At 67.4% G+C, this 15663-nt stretch carries 11 protein-coding genes, 1 pseudogene and 1 riboswitch; of the genes and pseudogenes, 2 read left to right on the forward strand and 10 right to left on the reverse strand.

The window, feature by feature from the left end:
* Nucleotides 1–491 precede the first annotated feature (491 nt).
* Nucleotides 492–935 (forward strand): annotated as a pseudogene (locus FJU31_RS01690) (SDR family oxidoreductase); the annotation flags it as partial.
* A gap of 107 nt (nucleotides 936–1042) precedes the next feature.
* On the opposite strand, the gene leuB reads toward FJU31_RS01690, so the two are convergent.
* The 9 genes from leuB to ilvC form a co-directional block, all read right to left on the reverse strand.
* The gene (gene leuB / locus FJU31_RS01695; protein ID WP_150453230.1) at nucleotides 1043–2104 is read right to left on the reverse strand and encodes a 3-isopropylmalate dehydrogenase; all 1062 of its coding nucleotides are present in this window, start codon (nucleotides 2102–2104) and stop codon (nucleotides 1043–1045) included.
* On the reverse strand, nucleotides 2094–2672 hold the full coding sequence (gene leuD / locus FJU31_RS01700; protein WP_006390726.1) for a 3-isopropylmalate dehydratase small subunit: 579 nt from the start codon (nucleotides 2670–2672) through the stop codon (nucleotides 2094–2096). Before leuD ends, leuB begins: the two co-directional genes overlap by 11 nt.
* On the reverse strand, nucleotides 2672–4090 hold the full coding sequence (leuC, locus tag FJU31_RS01705; RefSeq protein ID WP_150453231.1) for a 3-isopropylmalate dehydratase large subunit: 1419 nt from the start codon (nucleotides 4088–4090) through the stop codon (nucleotides 2672–2674). The genes leuD and leuC overlap by 1 nt, the downstream gene beginning before the upstream one ends.
* Before the next feature lie 60 nt (nucleotides 4091–4150).
* Nucleotides 4151–4924 (reverse strand): class I SAM-dependent methyltransferase, encoded by a 774-nt coding sequence (locus tag FJU31_RS01710; protein WP_150453232.1) that lies wholly within the window; start codon nucleotides 4922–4924, stop codon nucleotides 4151–4153.
* A 10-nt stretch (nucleotides 4925–4934) separates the two neighbouring features.
* Nucleotides 4935–6518, reverse strand: a complete 1584-nt coding sequence (locus tag FJU31_RS01715) for a 2-isopropylmalate synthase (RefSeq protein ID WP_150453233.1) — start codon at nucleotides 6516–6518, stop codon at nucleotides 4935–4937.
* A complete protein-coding gene (locus FJU31_RS01720) occupies nucleotides 6515–7606 on the reverse strand; it encodes a threonine dehydratase (protein ID WP_150453234.1) in 1092 nt (363 codons plus the stop codon). The genes FJU31_RS01715 and FJU31_RS01720 overlap by 4 nt, the downstream gene beginning before the upstream one ends.
* 99 nt (nucleotides 7607–7705) lie before the next feature.
* Nucleotides 7706–7954 carry an ACT domain-containing protein gene (locus FJU31_RS01725; RefSeq protein WP_150453235.1) on the reverse strand — a complete coding sequence of 83 codons (249 nt, stop codon included), beginning with the start codon at nucleotides 7952–7954 and terminating at the stop codon, nucleotides 7706–7708.
* Nucleotides 7938–9674 (reverse strand): acetolactate synthase 2 catalytic subunit, encoded by a 1737-nt coding sequence (gene ilvG, locus FJU31_RS01730; protein WP_150453236.1) that lies wholly within the window; start codon nucleotides 9672–9674, stop codon nucleotides 7938–7940. The genes FJU31_RS01725 and ilvG overlap by 17 nt, the downstream gene beginning before the upstream one ends.
* A 38-nt stretch (nucleotides 9675–9712) precedes the next feature.
* Nucleotides 9713–10687, reverse strand: a complete 975-nt coding sequence (ilvC, locus tag FJU31_RS01735; RefSeq protein WP_150453237.1) for a ketol-acid reductoisomerase — start codon at nucleotides 10685–10687, stop codon at nucleotides 9713–9715.
* Between the two features lie 725 nt (nucleotides 10688–11412).
* On the opposite strand from ilvC, the gene ggt reads away from it, so the two are divergent.
* Nucleotides 11413–13131: a gamma-glutamyltransferase gene (gene ggt / locus FJU31_RS01740; protein ID WP_150453238.1), complete on the forward strand. Its 1719-nt coding sequence runs from the start codon at nucleotides 11413–11415 to the stop codon at nucleotides 13129–13131.
* A gap of 633 nt (nucleotides 13132–13764) precedes the next feature.
* On the opposite strand, the gene FJU31_RS01745 is transcribed toward ggt, so the two are convergent.
* Nucleotides 13765–15342 carry a BCCT family transporter gene (locus tag FJU31_RS01745; RefSeq protein ID WP_150453239.1) on the reverse strand — a complete coding sequence of 526 codons (1578 nt, stop codon included), beginning with the start codon at nucleotides 15340–15342 and terminating at the stop codon, nucleotides 13765–13767.
* A 137-nt stretch (nucleotides 15343–15479) separates the two neighbouring features.
* Nucleotides 15480–15581: riboswitch (TPP riboswitch) on the forward strand.
* Nucleotides 15582–15663 lie beyond the last annotated feature (82 nt).

A 15663-nucleotide genomic window follows, 5' to 3' on the forward strand; every position in this document is an offset into this window, starting at 1 on the left:
CTGGTAGGTGCCAACCTTGGTTGGCACTGCGGCTTGCATCCACGCATGGCCCGGATTGATCTGCTCGCGGGATCTGCTTTATGTAGAGCCGAGCCATGCTCGGCTGCTCTTCGCGCGATGATGGGATGAGTCAAGCATGGCTCGACTCTACAAAGGCATCCACGCATGGCGTGGATCTACCGCCACGCATGGCCCGGATTGATCTGTTCGCGGGATCTGTTTTATATAGAGCCGAGCCATGCTCGGCTGCTCTTCGCGCGATGATGGGATGAGTCGAGCATGGCTCGACTCTACAGAAGCATCCACGCATGGCGTGGATCTACCGCCACGCATGGCCCGGATTGATCTGCTCGCGGGATCTGCTTTATGTAGAGCCGAGCCATGCTCGGCTGCTCTTCGCGCGATGATGGGATGAGTCGAGCATGGCTCGACTCTACAGAAGCATCCACGCAGGGCGTGGATCTACCGCCACGCATGGCCCGGATTGATCTGCGGAGTACGACGAGATGAGCGCGGTCAACGCCAAGGCGGCGTTCTTCTTCCTCAAGGAAGCCGGCCGCCACTTCAACGACGGTGGCCGCATCTGCACCCTGGTCACCTCACTGCTGGGTGCCTACACGCCGTTCTATTCCAGCTACGCCGGCACCAAGGCGCCGGTGGAGCACTTCACCCGCGCGGCGTCGAAGGAGTTTGGCGAGCGCGGCATCTCGATGACCGCGATCGGCCCCGGTCCGATGGACACGCCGTTCTTCTACCCGGCAGAGAGTGTCGACGCGCAGGCGTACCACAAGACCGCGGCGGCGCTGTCCGCATTCACCCGCACCGGCCTGACCGATATCGCCGATATCGTGCCGTGGATCCGCTTCCTGGTGACCGATGGCTGGTGGATGACCGGGCAGACGATTCTGGTCAATGGTGGGTACACCACCAAGTAAGGCAGCCATGCATGGCGTGGCTGCCCGCTACCTGTAGCGTCGAGCCATGCTCGACGGCTGTTGAATGAGACGGGCATGGCTCGGCTCTACAGGCGTTGCCCGATGGGTCAGCGCAGCTTGGCCAGCACCGCGTCGGTGGCTGCAGCGGTGCTCACGGCCTGGCCCTTGGCGGCCAGGTCGGCGGTGAACACCCCATCGTCCAGCACCGCGTGCACGGCGGCTTCCACCGCAGCGGCTTCGGGGTCCAGGCCCAGCGAATGGCGCAGCAGCATCGCCGCGCTGAAGATCGTCGCGTAGGGATTGGCGATGCCCTTGCCGGCAATGTCCGGTGCCGAACCATGGATCGGTTCGTAGATGCCGACCGCACCCGGCTCGCCCAGCGAAGCCGACGGCAACAGGCCCAGTGAACCGGCCAGCATCGAGGCTTCATCGGTGAGGATGTCGCCGAACATGTTCTCGGTGACGATCACGTCGTACTCGCGCGGCTTGGCCAGCAGGTGCATGGCCATCGAATCGACCAGCTGGTGTTCCAGCGCCACGTCCGGGAATTCCTCGCGGCCGATGCGCGCGGCCACGTCACGCCACAGGCGCGAGGTCTCCAGCACGTTGGCCTTGTCCACCGAGGTGACCTTGCCGCGGCGCTGCTGGGCCAGGCGGAAGGCGCTGCGCAGCACGCGCTCGATCTCGGCCACGGTATAGCGGCACAGGTCGCTGGCACTGTCGGCGTCGCGGGTCTTGTCGCCGAAGTAGATGCCGCCGGTCAGCTCGCGCACCACCACGAAGTCCACGCCCTGCAGCAGCTCGGCCTTGATCGGCGAGGCGTGCAGTGCGGCTTCATGGGTGCGCACCGGGCGCAGGTTGGCGTACAGGCCCAGCGCCTTGCGGATCGCGAGCAGGCCCTGTTCCGGCCGCACCTTGGCATTCGGATCGGACCACTTCGGGCCACCCACGGCGCCCAGCAGCACCGCGTTGGCGGCCTGGCAGGCGGTGAGGGTGGCGGCCGGCAGCGGCTCGCCATGGCGGTCGATGGCGATGCCACCGATGTCGTGCTCGCTGAAGGTGAAGCTGTGGTTGAAGCGTTCGGCGACGACCTTCAGGACGGCAACCGCGGCGGCGGCGACTTCCGGGCCGATGCCATCACCGGGCAGGACAACAATTTCAGCGTGCATGCTCACTCTCGTAACGTTCGATTTCAGGGACACGGCCCAACAGATACCCCAACTGGTCGACACCTTCCAGCAGGCAGGTCTGCGAGAAGCCATCCAGCGGGAAAGAATAGACGCGGCCGTCGGGGGTGCGCAGCTCCCGCGCGGCCACGTCGATGGTCAGCTCGTCGTCCGGGCGCTGCATCAGCGCCTGCACGTCGGCTTCGTCCAGCACGATCGGCAGCAGGCCGTTCTTCAGCGAGTTACCGCGGAAGATGTCGGCGATCTCGCTGCTGACGATGGCACGCAGGCCCAGGTCGGTCAGCGCCCACGGCGCATGTTCGCGCGAGGAACCGCAGCCGAAGTTGCGGCCCGCGAGCAGGATGCTGCGGCCGGCGTTGTGCGGCTGGTTGAAGGCGAAGTCGGCCACCGGCGAACCGTCGGCCTGCCAGCGCCAGTCATTGAATGCATTGCGGCCCAGGCCGGCGCGTTCGGTGGTGGACAGGAACCGCGCCGGAATGATCTGGTCGGTGTCGATGTTGGTCTGCGCCAGCACCACGCTGGACGAGGTCAGGGTACGGAAACCTGCCATCACGCCACCTCCTGTGCGAACAGCTCGCGGGTGTCGGCCACCTGGCCCTTCACCGCTGCCCACGCCGCGCTCATCGGCGAGGCCAGCAGGGTGCGCGAACCGGGGCCCTGGCGGCCCTCGAAGTTGCGGTTGCTGGTGCTCACCGCCAGCTGGCCGGGGGCGACCAGGTCACCGTTCATGGCGATGCACATCGAGCAGCCCGGCTCCCGCCATTCGGCACCGGCGGCACGCACGATCTCGTGGATGCCTTCGGCCTCGGCCTGGCGCTTGACGATTTCCGAGCCCGGCACCACCAGCATGCGCACGCCGTCGGCGACGTGGCGGCCACGCAGCACCTGCGCCACTTCGCGCATGTCGCTCAGGCGGCCATTGGTGCACGAGCCGACGAACACCACGTCGACCGGGGTGCCGGCCAGCGCCTTGCCGGCCTGGAAGTGCATGTAGTCCAGGCCCTTCTGCGCGGCGGCATCGTTGGCGGCCGGAATCGGCGCGTCCACGGCGATGGCGGTGCCCGGGTGCGTGCCCCAAGTCAGGGTCGGGCGGATGTCGGCGGCGTCGATGCGCACTTCGCTGTCGAAGCGTGCGCCTTCATCGCTGCGCAGTTGCTGCCAGCGCGCCACGGCGGCGTCGAAGTCGGCGCCCTTGGGGCCGCGCGGGGTATTGGCCACGAAGTCGAAGGTGACCTTGTCAGGGGCGACCATCCCGGCACGCGCGCCTGCTTCGATCGACATGTTGCACAGGGTCATGCGCTGTTCCATGTCCATCGCTTCGATGGTGCTGCCACGGAACTCGATGACGTGGCCGGTGCCACCGTTGACGCCGATCACACCGATGATGTGCAGGACCACGTCCTTGGCACCGACGCCCGGCGCCAGCGGGCCGTCGACGGTGATGGCAAAGGTCCTGGCCTTGCGCTGCAGCAGGCACTGCGTGGCCAGCACGTGGCCGACTTCGCTGGTGCCGATGCCGAAGGCCAGCGAACCGAATGCACCGTGGGTGGAGGTGTGGCTGTCACCGCAGACGATGGTCATGCCGGGCTGGGTGAAGCCCTGCTCCGGGGCGATGACGTGGACGATGCCGCGGTTGTCCGAGGCCATGTCGAACAGCTCGATGCCGTACTCGGCGCAGTTGCGCGCCAGGGTGGCGACCTGCGCTTCGGAGGCGGCGCTGGCGTAGGGCAGCTTGCCGTCGGCACCGGCCGGCAGGGTCGGGGTGGAGTGGTCCATCGTCGCCTTGGTGCGATCCGGGCGGCGCGGCGCCAGGCCGCGCGAACGCAGCTCGGTGAAGGCCTGCGGCGAGGTGACCTCGTGGATCAGGTGCAGGTCGATGTACAGCACGGCGGGCGCGCTGTCGGATTCGGGAACCACCACGTGGGCGTCCCACAGTTTGTCGTACAGGGTGCGGGGTGCGGAAGTCATGCGTATGCCTGGCAGAAGTACGAAGGAGCGAACATCAATAAAGAAAGTGGAATGGTCAAGTCAGCGACGGCGGGCGAGCACGCGCAGGCGCACGTAGTCGGCCAGCGGCTGGCCGGCTGCGTCACGCGGCAGGTCGTCCAGCAGGGCCACGGCGGCCTCGCGCACGGTGGCGCGGGCGGCCGCTGGCAGATCGTCCAGCAGCGGCGCGGCGAACACCCGCAGCCAGCCGGCTACGCCGGTCGGCAGCGCGGTGGGGCGCGGCGTGGTTTCGATCAGCTGCACCTGGAAGCCATGCTGGCGCAGGCGGTCGGCGTAGGCATCGGCGGTGGGGAAGTACCACTGGAACGCGCTGGCGCCGTGGCCATGGGCCACGCGTGCGGCCTGCACCGCGGCGATGATCGTGGCCACGTTGCCATGGCCGCCGAACTCGGCGACGAAACGGCCACCGGGTCGCAGCGCACGGCGCACGCCCTCCAGCACGCGGTCCGGGTTGCCCATCCAGTGCAGCGCGGCATTGCTGAACACCGCATCGAACTCGGCGTTGAAGGTCAGCGCGTGGCCATCCATCACCTGCGCATCGACGCCGCGCGCGCGGGCGGCATTGACGAGTTCCGGCGAGGCGTCCACGCCGTGGATGCGTGCGCCGCTCAGTGCCAGTTCGGTGCTGAGTACGCCATCGCCACAGCCCAGGTCGAGGATGCGTTCACCGGTGCGCGGGTCGAGCAGGCGCGACACCGCACCGCCGAGCAGCGGCACGAAGCCGGCATCGATCGCATAGTCTTGGGCGTTCCACTGCTGGCCGGCGGCCATGGTGGCGGTGTCGAAGGCGCTCATGTCAGTTTCCTCAGGCGGTGGCGGCGGTCGGGGTTTCGGTGTTGCTGGCGGCGGCCTGGCGCTGGCGCAGCAGGCGGTTGGCCACGTCCAGCCAGGCCAGCGCGGAGGCTTCGATGATGTCCTTGCTGGTGCCGGTGCCGTCGTACTCCACGCCTTCGTGGCGCACGCTCAGATTGGCCTCGCCGCGCGCGTCGGCACCGATGCCGACGCTGTGCACCTGGTAGCTGTCCAGCTGCAGCTGCACGCCGGTGGCCGAGGAGAGTGCGCCGAACAGGGCATCGACCGGGCCATCGCCCTGCGCGGTTTCGGCCACGCGCTTGCCTTCCGGATCGGACAGTTCGACCAGCGCATTGGCGCGGCTGCCGACGTCGCTGATGGTCATCGAGGCCAGGCGGTAGCCTTGGTTGTCGCCGCCGCCCTGCATCAAGGTCTGCAGGTCGGCGTCGGTGACCACGCGCTGCTGCTCGCACATCGCCTTGAACTGTTCGAAGACCAGCTTCAGTTCGTCTTCTTCCAGCCAGAAGCCCAGCGCACGCAGGCGAGATTCGACCGCGGCGCGGCCGCTGTGGCGGCCCAGCACCATCTGCGAATCTTCCCAGCCCACGTCTTCCGGACGCATGATTTCGTAGGTGCCGCGGTGGCGCAGCATGCCGTGCTGGTGAATGCCCGATTCATGGGCGAACGCATTGGCGCCGACGATGGCCTTGTTGCGCTGGACCGGCATGCCGACCAAGCGCTGCAGCAGCTGCGAGGTGCCGACGATGCGCGGGGTGTTGATCGCAGTGTCCTGCTCGTAGAAGGCCTGGCGCACCTTCAGCACCATGGCGATTTCTTCCAGCGAGCAGTTGCCGGCGCGTTCGCCGATGCCGTTGATGGTGCACTCGACCTGGCGCGCGCCACCTTCGACGGCGGCCAGCGAGTTGGCCACGGCCAGGCCCAGGTCGTTGTGGCAGTGCGCGCTGAAGACCACGTTGGCCGCGTTCGGAACATCGGCCACGCCGGCGATGACCTGCTGGAACATCGCGCGGATTTCTTCCGGCGTGGTGAAGCCCACGGTGTCGGGCAGGTTGACGGTGGTCGCGCCGGCGGCGATCGCCACGCGGGACACTTCGATCAGGTAGTCCAGCTCGGTGCGGGTGGCATCCTCGGCCGAGAACTCCACGTCGTCGACGTAGGTGCGGGCCAGGGTGACGTGCTTGCGTACCGACTCCAGTACCTGCTCGCGGGTCATGCGCAGCTTGTGCTCGCGGTGCAGCGGGCTGGTCGACAGGAACAGGTGCAGGCGCGGGCTGGCCGCTGCTTCCAGGGCGCGTGCCGAGGTTTCGATATCGGCCTGCAGGCAGCGCGACAGCACCGCCAGGGTCAGGCTCGGGCGGCGCAGCTCACGGCCGATCAGGGCCATCGCTTCGCGGTCGGACTGCGAGCTGGCCGGGAAGCCGGTCTCGATGACGTCCACGCCCAGTTCGTCCAGCGCACGCGCCATCACCAGCTTCTGCGGCGGGCTCATGCTGCAGCCGGGGGACTGCTCGCCGTCCCGCAGGGTGGTGTCGAAGATGCGGATGCGCGGGGTGGTAATTCGTTCGATGGTGGTCACAGGGAAATCTCCTCGACAGCGGGCGCGGCGGCTTGCAGGTTGGAAGGGGAAGAGGTGGGGGAGGCGGGGGCGCTGGCCTTGCTGGGCGAGCGCGGGGTTTCAGTGCGGCGCCGGCGCGGTTTGCGCGGCGGCCGGGGACGGATGTCGGTCAGCAGGCCGGCCAGCACGCCGGCATCGATGTTGCCGCCGGACACCACCGCGCATTTGCGGCGGCCAGCCACGCGGCGGCCGGCGGCCAGGGCCAGTGCACCGGCGCCCTCGGCGATGATGTGTTCTTCCAGCGCCAGGCGGACCAGGGTCTCGCGCAGCTCGGCTTCGCGCACGATCACCACGTCGTCCAGCAGCGAGGCGCACAGGCGGCGGGTCAGGTAGCCGGGCACCTTCACCCGCACGCCGTCGGCCAGCGACGGCACCGGTGCGATCTCGTTGACGTCACCGTGGATCGCGCGGGCCATCGAATCGACGCCCTCGACCTGTGCACCGATGATGCGCACGCCCTGCGATTTCAGTGCCAGCGCCACGCCGGAGGCCAGGCCGCCGCCGCCGATCGGCACGATCACCACGTCTGGCGCATGCGGCGCCAGTTCGATGCCGACCGTGCCCTGGCCGGCGATCACGTCGGCATCGTCGAAGGCGGACAGGAAGCGGTAGCCATGGCGCTGCGCCAGTTCGACGGCGAAGGCGAAGGCCTCGTCGTAGCTGTTGCCGTGCTGCCGCACCGTGGCGCCCCAGTGGGCGACACCGGCGATCTTGGTCGCCGGCGCGCCATGCGGCATCACGGTGATGGCCGGTACGTCCAGACGGTAGGCGGCCCAGGCCACGCCCTGGGCGTGGTTGCCGGCCGAAGCGCAGATCACCGGCCGGGTGTCGCCGCGTTCGCGGCCGGCCAGCAGCGCGTTCAATGCGCCGCGCACCTTGTAGGAACCGGTGCGCTGCAGGTTTTCCAGCTTCAGCCAGGTGCCGAAGCGTTCGGCATGGTGCAGCGGGGTAGGCGGCAGGAAGCGGCGCAGGCGGGCCTGCGCAGCCAGTACGTCGGCGACGCTTACGTCGCCGACATCGCTTTCCTTGCTGGCATCAGCGGCCGGCATGGGCCACCAGCGGATTGCCGGACTGCGCCGGGTGCGGGCACGGGCGACGAAGAAGACGCCTCCGTGCCGGCACCGTGGTCGCTACGGTACGGGTATTCATCATGCAGCTCCTTCCACGGGCGTCAGCTGTACCGACACACAGTCGTAGATCTTTTCCATCTGCCGGCACAGGGTCTCCGGCGGCCGCTGGCCATCGACCACCAGCTGCAGGTGCCAGCGTCCGTCATCGGTGGCCACCGGCGCGCCGCTGATCGCGCGCGGGGCGAAGCCGCGGCGTTCGGCCATGCCGATCACACGCAGCAGCGCGCCTTCGGCCGGGTGCAGCACCAAGTCAAGCCGGTATTGCATTGGGGGTCTCCTGGCGGGCGTGGGCGGGGTTGCTTTCCAGCATGGTGCTGTTGGCGGTGTTGGGCGGCACCAGCGGCCACACGTTGGCGCGTGCATCGATGGCCACGTGCAGCAGGGCCGGGCCCGGCTCGGCCAGCAGCGCGGCCAGCCCACCCTCGACGTCGTCGCGGTTGTCGATGCGGGTAGCGGCGATGCCGAACACCTTGGCGAGGGCCACGAAGTCGGGGTTGTCGGACAGGTCGATCTCGCTGTAGCGCTCGGAAAAGAACAGCTCCTGCCACTGCCGCACCATGCCCAGCGAACTGTTGTCCAGCAGCACGATCTTCACCGGCAGCCGGCAACGCGCGATGGTGGTCAGCTCCTGCACGTTCATCATGAAGCTGCCATCACCGGACACCAGCACCACGGTGCGGTCGGGGCAGGCGAACTGCGCGCCCATCGCCGCCGGCAGGCCGAAGCCCATGGTGCCCAGCGCGCCACTGGTCAGGTGGTTGCGCGGGTGGTTGAAGCGGCAGTGCTGGGCCACCCACATCTGGTGCTGGCCGACATCGCAGGCGATGACCGTGTCGGCCGGCGCCACTTCGCTCAGCCGCTTCAGCAGCGCCGGGGCGTAGATGTGCTGGCCCGGTGCGTCGTAGCGGGCGGCGAAGCGGTCGCGGTGCTGGGCACAGCGCTTGCGCCATGCGTCCTGGTGGGCCTGGGGGGAGGGGAAGGCCGCACGCAGGGCGCGGATGGCATGGCTGACATTGCCCGGCACCGCGACATCGGCGCTGCGCAGCTTGGAGATCTCGTAGGCGTCGGCGTCGATGTGGACCACGCGGGCGAACGGAGCGAACTCGGCCAGCTTGCCGGTGGCACGGTCATCGAAGCGCGCACCCAGCACCAGCAGCAGGTCGCTTTCCTGCACCGCCATGTTCGCGGCGCGGGTGCCGTGCATGCCCAGCATGCCCAGCGACTGCGGGTGCTGCGGGGGCAGCGCACCCAGGCCACGCAGGGTCATCACGGTGGGGATGGCGCTGGCCTCGGCGAAGTCGCGCAGGTCCTGCACGGCCTCGCCCAGGGCAATGCCACCACCGGCGTAGATCACCGGCTTCTCGGCCGCTGCCAGTGCAGCGATGGCCTCGGCGATGGCCGCATCGGCGGCGGCCGCCGGCGGTTCCACGCGGGACGGCACGTGCACCGGCAGGTGGCTGGCATCGGCCAGCTGCACGTCCTTGGGCAGGTCGATCAGCACCGGGCCGGGGCGGCCCTCGCGGGCGATGCGGAAGGCGTCGGCGACCACGCGCGGCAGGTCATCGACGCTGCGCACCAGCCAGCTGTGCTTGACGATGGGCAGGGTCAGGCCGAACACATCCAGTTCCTGGAAGGCGTCGGTACCCAGCAGCGGTGTGCCGACCTGGCCGGTGATGCAGACCATCGGCACCGAATCCAGCATCGCATCGGCGATGCCGGTGACCAGGTTCGACGCGCCGGGGCCGGAGGTGGCCACGCAGACGCCGACCTGGCCGCTGGCGCGGGCGAAGCCATTGGCCGCCAGCGCCGCACCCTGCTCGTGGCGCACCAGGATGTGCTTCAGCGACGAATCCACCAGCGCGTCGTAGAACGGCATGATGGTGCCGCCGGGATAGCCGAACAGCGTACGGACGCCCTCGGCCTCCAGCGCCTGGGTCAGCCAGCGCGCGCCGTTGGGCGGCGCGCTGCGGTGTGTGGGAGAGTTCATGGGGGAACCTTGCAAAGCGGGTGGGGGAGGCTGCGTGGTTACGCAGCCTGTCCTTGCAACCAGACCATCTTGGCGCGCAGTTCCTTGCCCACCTTCTCGATCGGGTGCTCCAGGTCGGCCTGCTTGTACTTCTTGTAGTTCGGCAGGCCCGCTTCGTACTCGGCCACCCAGTTCTTGGTGAAGGTGCCGTCCTGGATGTCCTTCAGCACTTCCTTCATGCGCTCCTTGGTGCCGGCGTCGATCACGCGCGGGCCGCTGACGTAGTCGCCGTACTGGGCGGTCTCGGAGACGAATTCCAGCATGCGCGAGATGCCGCCTTCGTAGAACAGGTCGACGATCAGCTTCAGTTCGTGCAGCACTTCGTAGTAGGCGATTTCCGGCTGGTAGCCGGCTTCCACCAGCGTCTCGAAGCCGGCCTGCACCAGCGCCGAGGCGCCGCCGCACAGCACTGCCTGCTCACCGAACAGATCGGTTTCGGTTTCTTCCTTGAAGGTGGTCTGGATCAGGTTGGCGCGGGCGCCGCCCAGACCGGCCGCGTAGGCCTTGGCATGCTGTTCGGCCTTGCCGCTGACATCCTGGTGGATGGCCCAGATGCACGGCACGCCGCGGCCGATTTCGTATTCGCGACGGACCAGCGCGCCCGGGCCCTTCGGCGCGACCAGCACCACGTCCAGGTCGGCGCGCGGCTCGATCATGCCGTAATGCACGTTCAGGCCGTGGGCGAACAGCAGGCAGGCACCCTGTTTCATGTTTGGCGCCAGCACCTCGTTGTACAGCTTCTTCTGCACCATGTCCGGGGTCAGCACGGCGACCAGGTCGGCGTACTTCACGGCGTCAGCCGGGGCCACCACGTTGAAGCCGTCGGCCTGGGCCTTGGCTTCGGTCGGGCCGCCCGGGCGCAGGCCTACCACCACGTCGAAACCGGATTCGCGCAGGTTCAGTGCGTGGGCGCGGCCCTGGCTGCCGTAGCCGATGACGGCGATCTTGGTCTGGGGCAGATCGTTGGTGCTCATGGGGAGGTTCCTTGCGGTGGGAAGAAAAAAGACGGCCGGCAGTCGAAGCGACGTACCGGCCGGTCAGGGGAAAACGGTGGGGGAGGCGCCGCGCATCGCACGGGCGCAGCCACCACGAGGCTTCGTGGTGTGGCAGGTCCGGGTTTGGCAGTGGGCGGTGGTCATGGTGGTTGCGTCTGAAACCAGGTCTTGAAATGAAAAAACCCGCACCGGGGCGGGTGCGGGTTTTTGTCGAGTTCGGGTGTGTCTGTTGCTTACACGCTGGCTCGTCCCGCACCTGTTGGCTGGGTAATAAGTACGAGCACGAGAATCGAACGCAGCGAGGCGGCGCCGGTGTCGGCGGCTTCAACGTGGGTTCGCAGTGGCGTGGTGTGGTGCAACATGTGATCGAGAGAAACATGTGCGATTCGGCAGTGTCAACCCTGGCAACGGATATTTTTTTGGTTTCCCCTGCATCCGGCGCAATCGCTTGTGGCACAAGGATGGTTGCGGTTGAAAGTGTTTCGGTGAACCGTAATTCACTCTTTTCAGCGTGTTTTTTGCGCGGAAATGAGGGGCTTTTACCGCTGCGCTCGCCGGGCACGGCCCGGCGCTACCGGATCTCGTGCAGGTAGCGCCGGGCCATGCCGGGCGGATTGCCAGCGCCTTCCATGACCTCTGCCCGATGCCGCGTGAAGGCCACAGCGGCGAAGATCGGGGCACCACCCTTTCCCCGGAACCCGACCGTGTCCCGACGCCTTGCCCGTTCCCTGCTGGCCGCTGCCGTGCTGGCCGCGATTCCTGCGCTGTCCTTCGCCGCCGACCGCATCACCGGCCACACCTTCGCCACCCGCTCGGAGGTGATCGCCCCGCATGCCATGGCCGCCACCTCGCAGCCGCTCGCCACCCAGGTCGCGCTGGACGTGATGAAGGCCGGCGGTTCGGCGGTCGACGCCGCCATCGCCGCCAACGCCACCCTCGGCCTGATGGAGCCGACCGGCAACGGCGTGGGCGGCGACCTGTTCGCCATCGTCTGGGACCCCAAGACCCAGAAGCTGTACGGCTACAACGGCTCGGGCCGCTCGCCGAAGTCGCTGACCCTGGCCGAGTTCCAGCGGCGCGGCTTGAAGGACATCCCGGCCACCGGCCCGCTGCCGGTCTCGGTGCCCGGCGCGGTTGATGGTTGGTTCGCCCTGCACGAGCGCTTCGGCCGCAAGTCGATGGCCGACAACCTTGCCCCGGCCATCCGCTACGCCCGCGAGGGCCATCCGGTAGCCGAGGTGATCGCCTATTACTGGGACCGCTCGGTGCCCAAGCTCTCGCAGTACCCCGGCTTCAAGAAACAGTTCACGATCAACGGCCACGCCCCGCGCAAGGGCGAGATGTGGAAGAACCCGAACCTGGCCAGCACCCTGCAGCAGATCGCCGACGGCGGCCGCGATGCCTTCTACAAGGGCGCCATCGCCCACACCATCGGCGACTACTTCAAGGCCAACGGCGGCTACCTGAGCTACCAGGACATGGCCGACCACCACGGCGAGTGGGTCGAGCCCGTCAGCAGCAACTATCGCGGTTTTGACGTGTGGGAATTGCCGCCGAACAGCCAGGGCATCGCCGCGCTGCAGATCCTCAACGTGCTGGAAGGCTACGATTTCTCGAAGATCCCGTTCGGCTCGCCTGAACACGTGCACCTGTTCGTCGAAGCCAAGAAGCTGGCCTTTGCCGACCGCGCGCGCTTCTACGCCGACATGGCCTTCCAGCCGGCCCCGGTGCAGAAGCTGATTTCCAAGGACTACGCCGCGCAGCGCCGGGCGCTGATCTCGATGGACAAGGCACTGAAGGAAGTGCAGCCGGGTACGCCCAAGCAGCTGGAGGAGGGCGACACGATCTACATGACCGTGGCCGACGCCGACGGCATGATGGTGTCGCTGATCCAGTCCAACTACCGCGGCATGGGCAGCGGCATGGCTCCTCCGGGCCTGGGCTTCATCCTGCAGGATCGCGGCGAGATGTTCGTGCTGCAGAAGAACCATCCCAATGGCTACGCACCGGGCAAGCGCCCGTTCCAGACCATCATCCCGGGCTTCATCACCAAGGACGGCAAGCCGTACGCCAGCTTCGGCGTGATGGGCGGCGCGATGCAGCCGCAGGGCCACGCGCAGATCGTGATGAATCTGGTCGACTTCGGCATGAACCTGCAGGAAGCCGGTGATGCACCGCGCATCCAGCACGAGGGCTCGACCGAACCGACCGGCCAGGCGACGGCGATGAGCGATGGCGGTGAAGTGAATCTGGAAACCGGCTTCCCGTACGAGACGGTGCGCGCGCTGATGCGCAAGGGGCACCGCATCGTGTTCGCCGACGGCCCGTATGGTGGCTACCAGGCGATCATGCGTGACCCGGACACAGGCGTGTATTACGGCGCGTCGGAGAGCCGCAAGGATGGGCAGGCGGCGGGGTACTGAGTTTCCCGGCCGACGGGCTGAGCCCCCTCTGCGGTGGTGGCAGTGATACGGGGCTTGGCCGGGCGGGTGGCTTGTCTGGGGGGCGCTGCAAGTACGTCCATGTAAGCTCGGTCGCCGCTTGCTCGTGTGCGCTGTCCTGCGCACACGGCAAGACCGGGGTTGGGCGTCCTGCCCAACCCGCCCGAGGCATGCCTCGGGCCCATGCGGCTCACGCCCCCAGCCAACCCACCCGCCCGGCCAGGGACAGTTTCCGTGGCCATCACCGCAGGAAAAGAAAAAAGAAGAGCAAGAGCAACGGCAACAGCAACAGCAACAGCCGCGCGCTTTGGGTGGGGTCGGATCCGTTTTCCGCAGGAAAACGGATCCGACCCCTTCTTGTTTTCCGACACACCTCATCCACGCATGGCGTGGATTTACTGCCGTCACCGGGAAATTGTCGGAGGCGGGGAGGGGACCGCTGGCGGGACCGTCCACGGCATGGATGCCGTGGCCGAGCCTACAGGGACGTACTTGCGGCGTGTCCCGGCAGCGGTCCCCTCCCCGCCAAACCAGCAGCAACCCAGAGCTGCTTCTGCAGTTGCAATTGCCGTTGCATTGAGCAGGTGCAGGGCTGCAAGCCCTGCAAAAACACCCTCAACCCTGATCCTGCGCCCGCGCCGCCTCCGCCTGCGTCTCCTCCTGCGCCGCCATCTCCCGCGCAATCCACGCATCGATCATGTGCCGCTGCCGCAGCGCCTGCCGGCGCTCCCGCGTGTACTCCTCATCCAGTACCCGGTACAGCGACACCATCACCAGCACCATCAGCAGCGCGAACGGAAGCGCCGAGATCGTGATCATCCCCTGCAGCGCATCCAGGCCGCCGGCCAGCAGCAGCGCACCGGCAATCAGCGCGATGCCCACGCCCCAGGCCAGCTTGCGCTTCAGCGGCGGATCGCCCGCTTCGTCGGTCGACATGCTGGCCAGCACCAGCACCGCCGAATCGGCCGAGGTCACGAAGAAAATCATCAGCAGCACCAGCGCGATGCACGACAGCAGCAAGGGCATCGGCATGCTGTCGAACAGGGTGAACAGCACCGTCTCGTAGCCATTGCCCAGCGCCTGCACCAGATCGGCGTGGCCGAAGATCTGCGACCAGATGGCCGTGCCGCCGAACACCGAGAACCAGAAGAAGCCCAGCAGCGTCGGTGCCAGCACCACGCCCACCACGAACTCGCGCACGCTGCGGCCGCGCGAGATGCGGGCGATGAACGAACCCACGAACGGTGCCCAGGAAATCCACCACGCCCAGTAGAAGATCGTCCAGTCGGCCACCCACGTGCTCGACGAGAACGGCGACATGCGCAGGCTCATCGTCACCAGCTGGTTGAGGTAGGAGCCCAGCGTGGTGGTGAAGGTGTTGAAGATCGCGCCGGTCGGACCGAGCACCAGCACCAGCGCCAGCAGCAGCGCTGCCAGTGCCAGGTTGAAGTTGGACAGCCACTTGATTCCCTTGTCCACGCCGCTCAGCGTGGACGCCATGTACAGCACGAAGGCCACTGCGATGATGGTCAGCTGCAGTGGCACGCCGGCATGCAGGCCGAAAATGCGCTCTACGCCGGCGCCGATCTGGATGGTGCCGAAGCCCAGCGTGGTGGCGACACCGATCGCGGTGGCGACCACGGCCGCGACGTTGACCACCGTGCCGATCCAGCCGCGATGATGACGACCGATGATCGGCTGCAGCATGTCACTGACCAGGCCGCGGCCATTGCGGTTGAACTGGAACCACGCCATCGCCAGGCCGATCAGTGCATAGATCGCCCACGGATGCAGTCCCCAGTGGAAGAACACGTAGCGCATGGCGGCGCGTGCGGCGTCCATGCTCTGCGGTTCAATCCCTTCTGGTGGCTTGCTGAAATGCGAGATGGGTTCGGCCGCGCCCCAGAACACGAGGCCGATGCCCATGCCGGCAGCGAACAGCATCGACATCCAGCTGGCACGCGAGAATTCGGGTTCGGCGTCTTCTCCACCAATGCGCAGGTTGCCGAAACGGCCGAACGCCAGGTACATCAGGAACACCAGCGCGAGGAACACGACCAGCAGGTAGAGCCAGCCGATGCCGCGGATGAGTTCGCCGAGGATGCTCTGCACGACGCTGTTGAAGGGGCCAGGTGCGATACCGGCAAGCAGCACCAGCAGCAGGACCAGTGCGATGGAAACGCGAAACACCATGAAGGAGCTTCTCCGATCAAGGATTGAGGAGAGCGAGCCTGAGCTTGCAGCGAGGGCCGCGCATGCGGCACTGCATCACGTTACTGAACGGAATGTCATCGTTCCGTTAACGATGAGCGCTCTGTGCTCTAATGCGCGGCAAGAAGCGGGGGTACCGCGGCCTGGTGGTCGCGGTTGAGATAGTCCCTTGGAACCTGATCCGGCTCATACCGGCGTAGGGAAGCTTTGCAATGCTGCCGTGCCCGGAGTCCGCCCAAGGACCGTCCGGGGGCGGTGCGCAGTGCGCCGCCGCTTCGTCCCTGACCTTTCCTGGACGATGCC

The sequence above is a fragment of the Stenotrophomonas cyclobalanopsidis genome (genome assembly GCF_008710035.1).
Lineage (GTDB): Bacteria > Pseudomonadota > Gammaproteobacteria > Xanthomonadales > Xanthomonadaceae > Stenotrophomonas > Stenotrophomonas cyclobalanopsidis.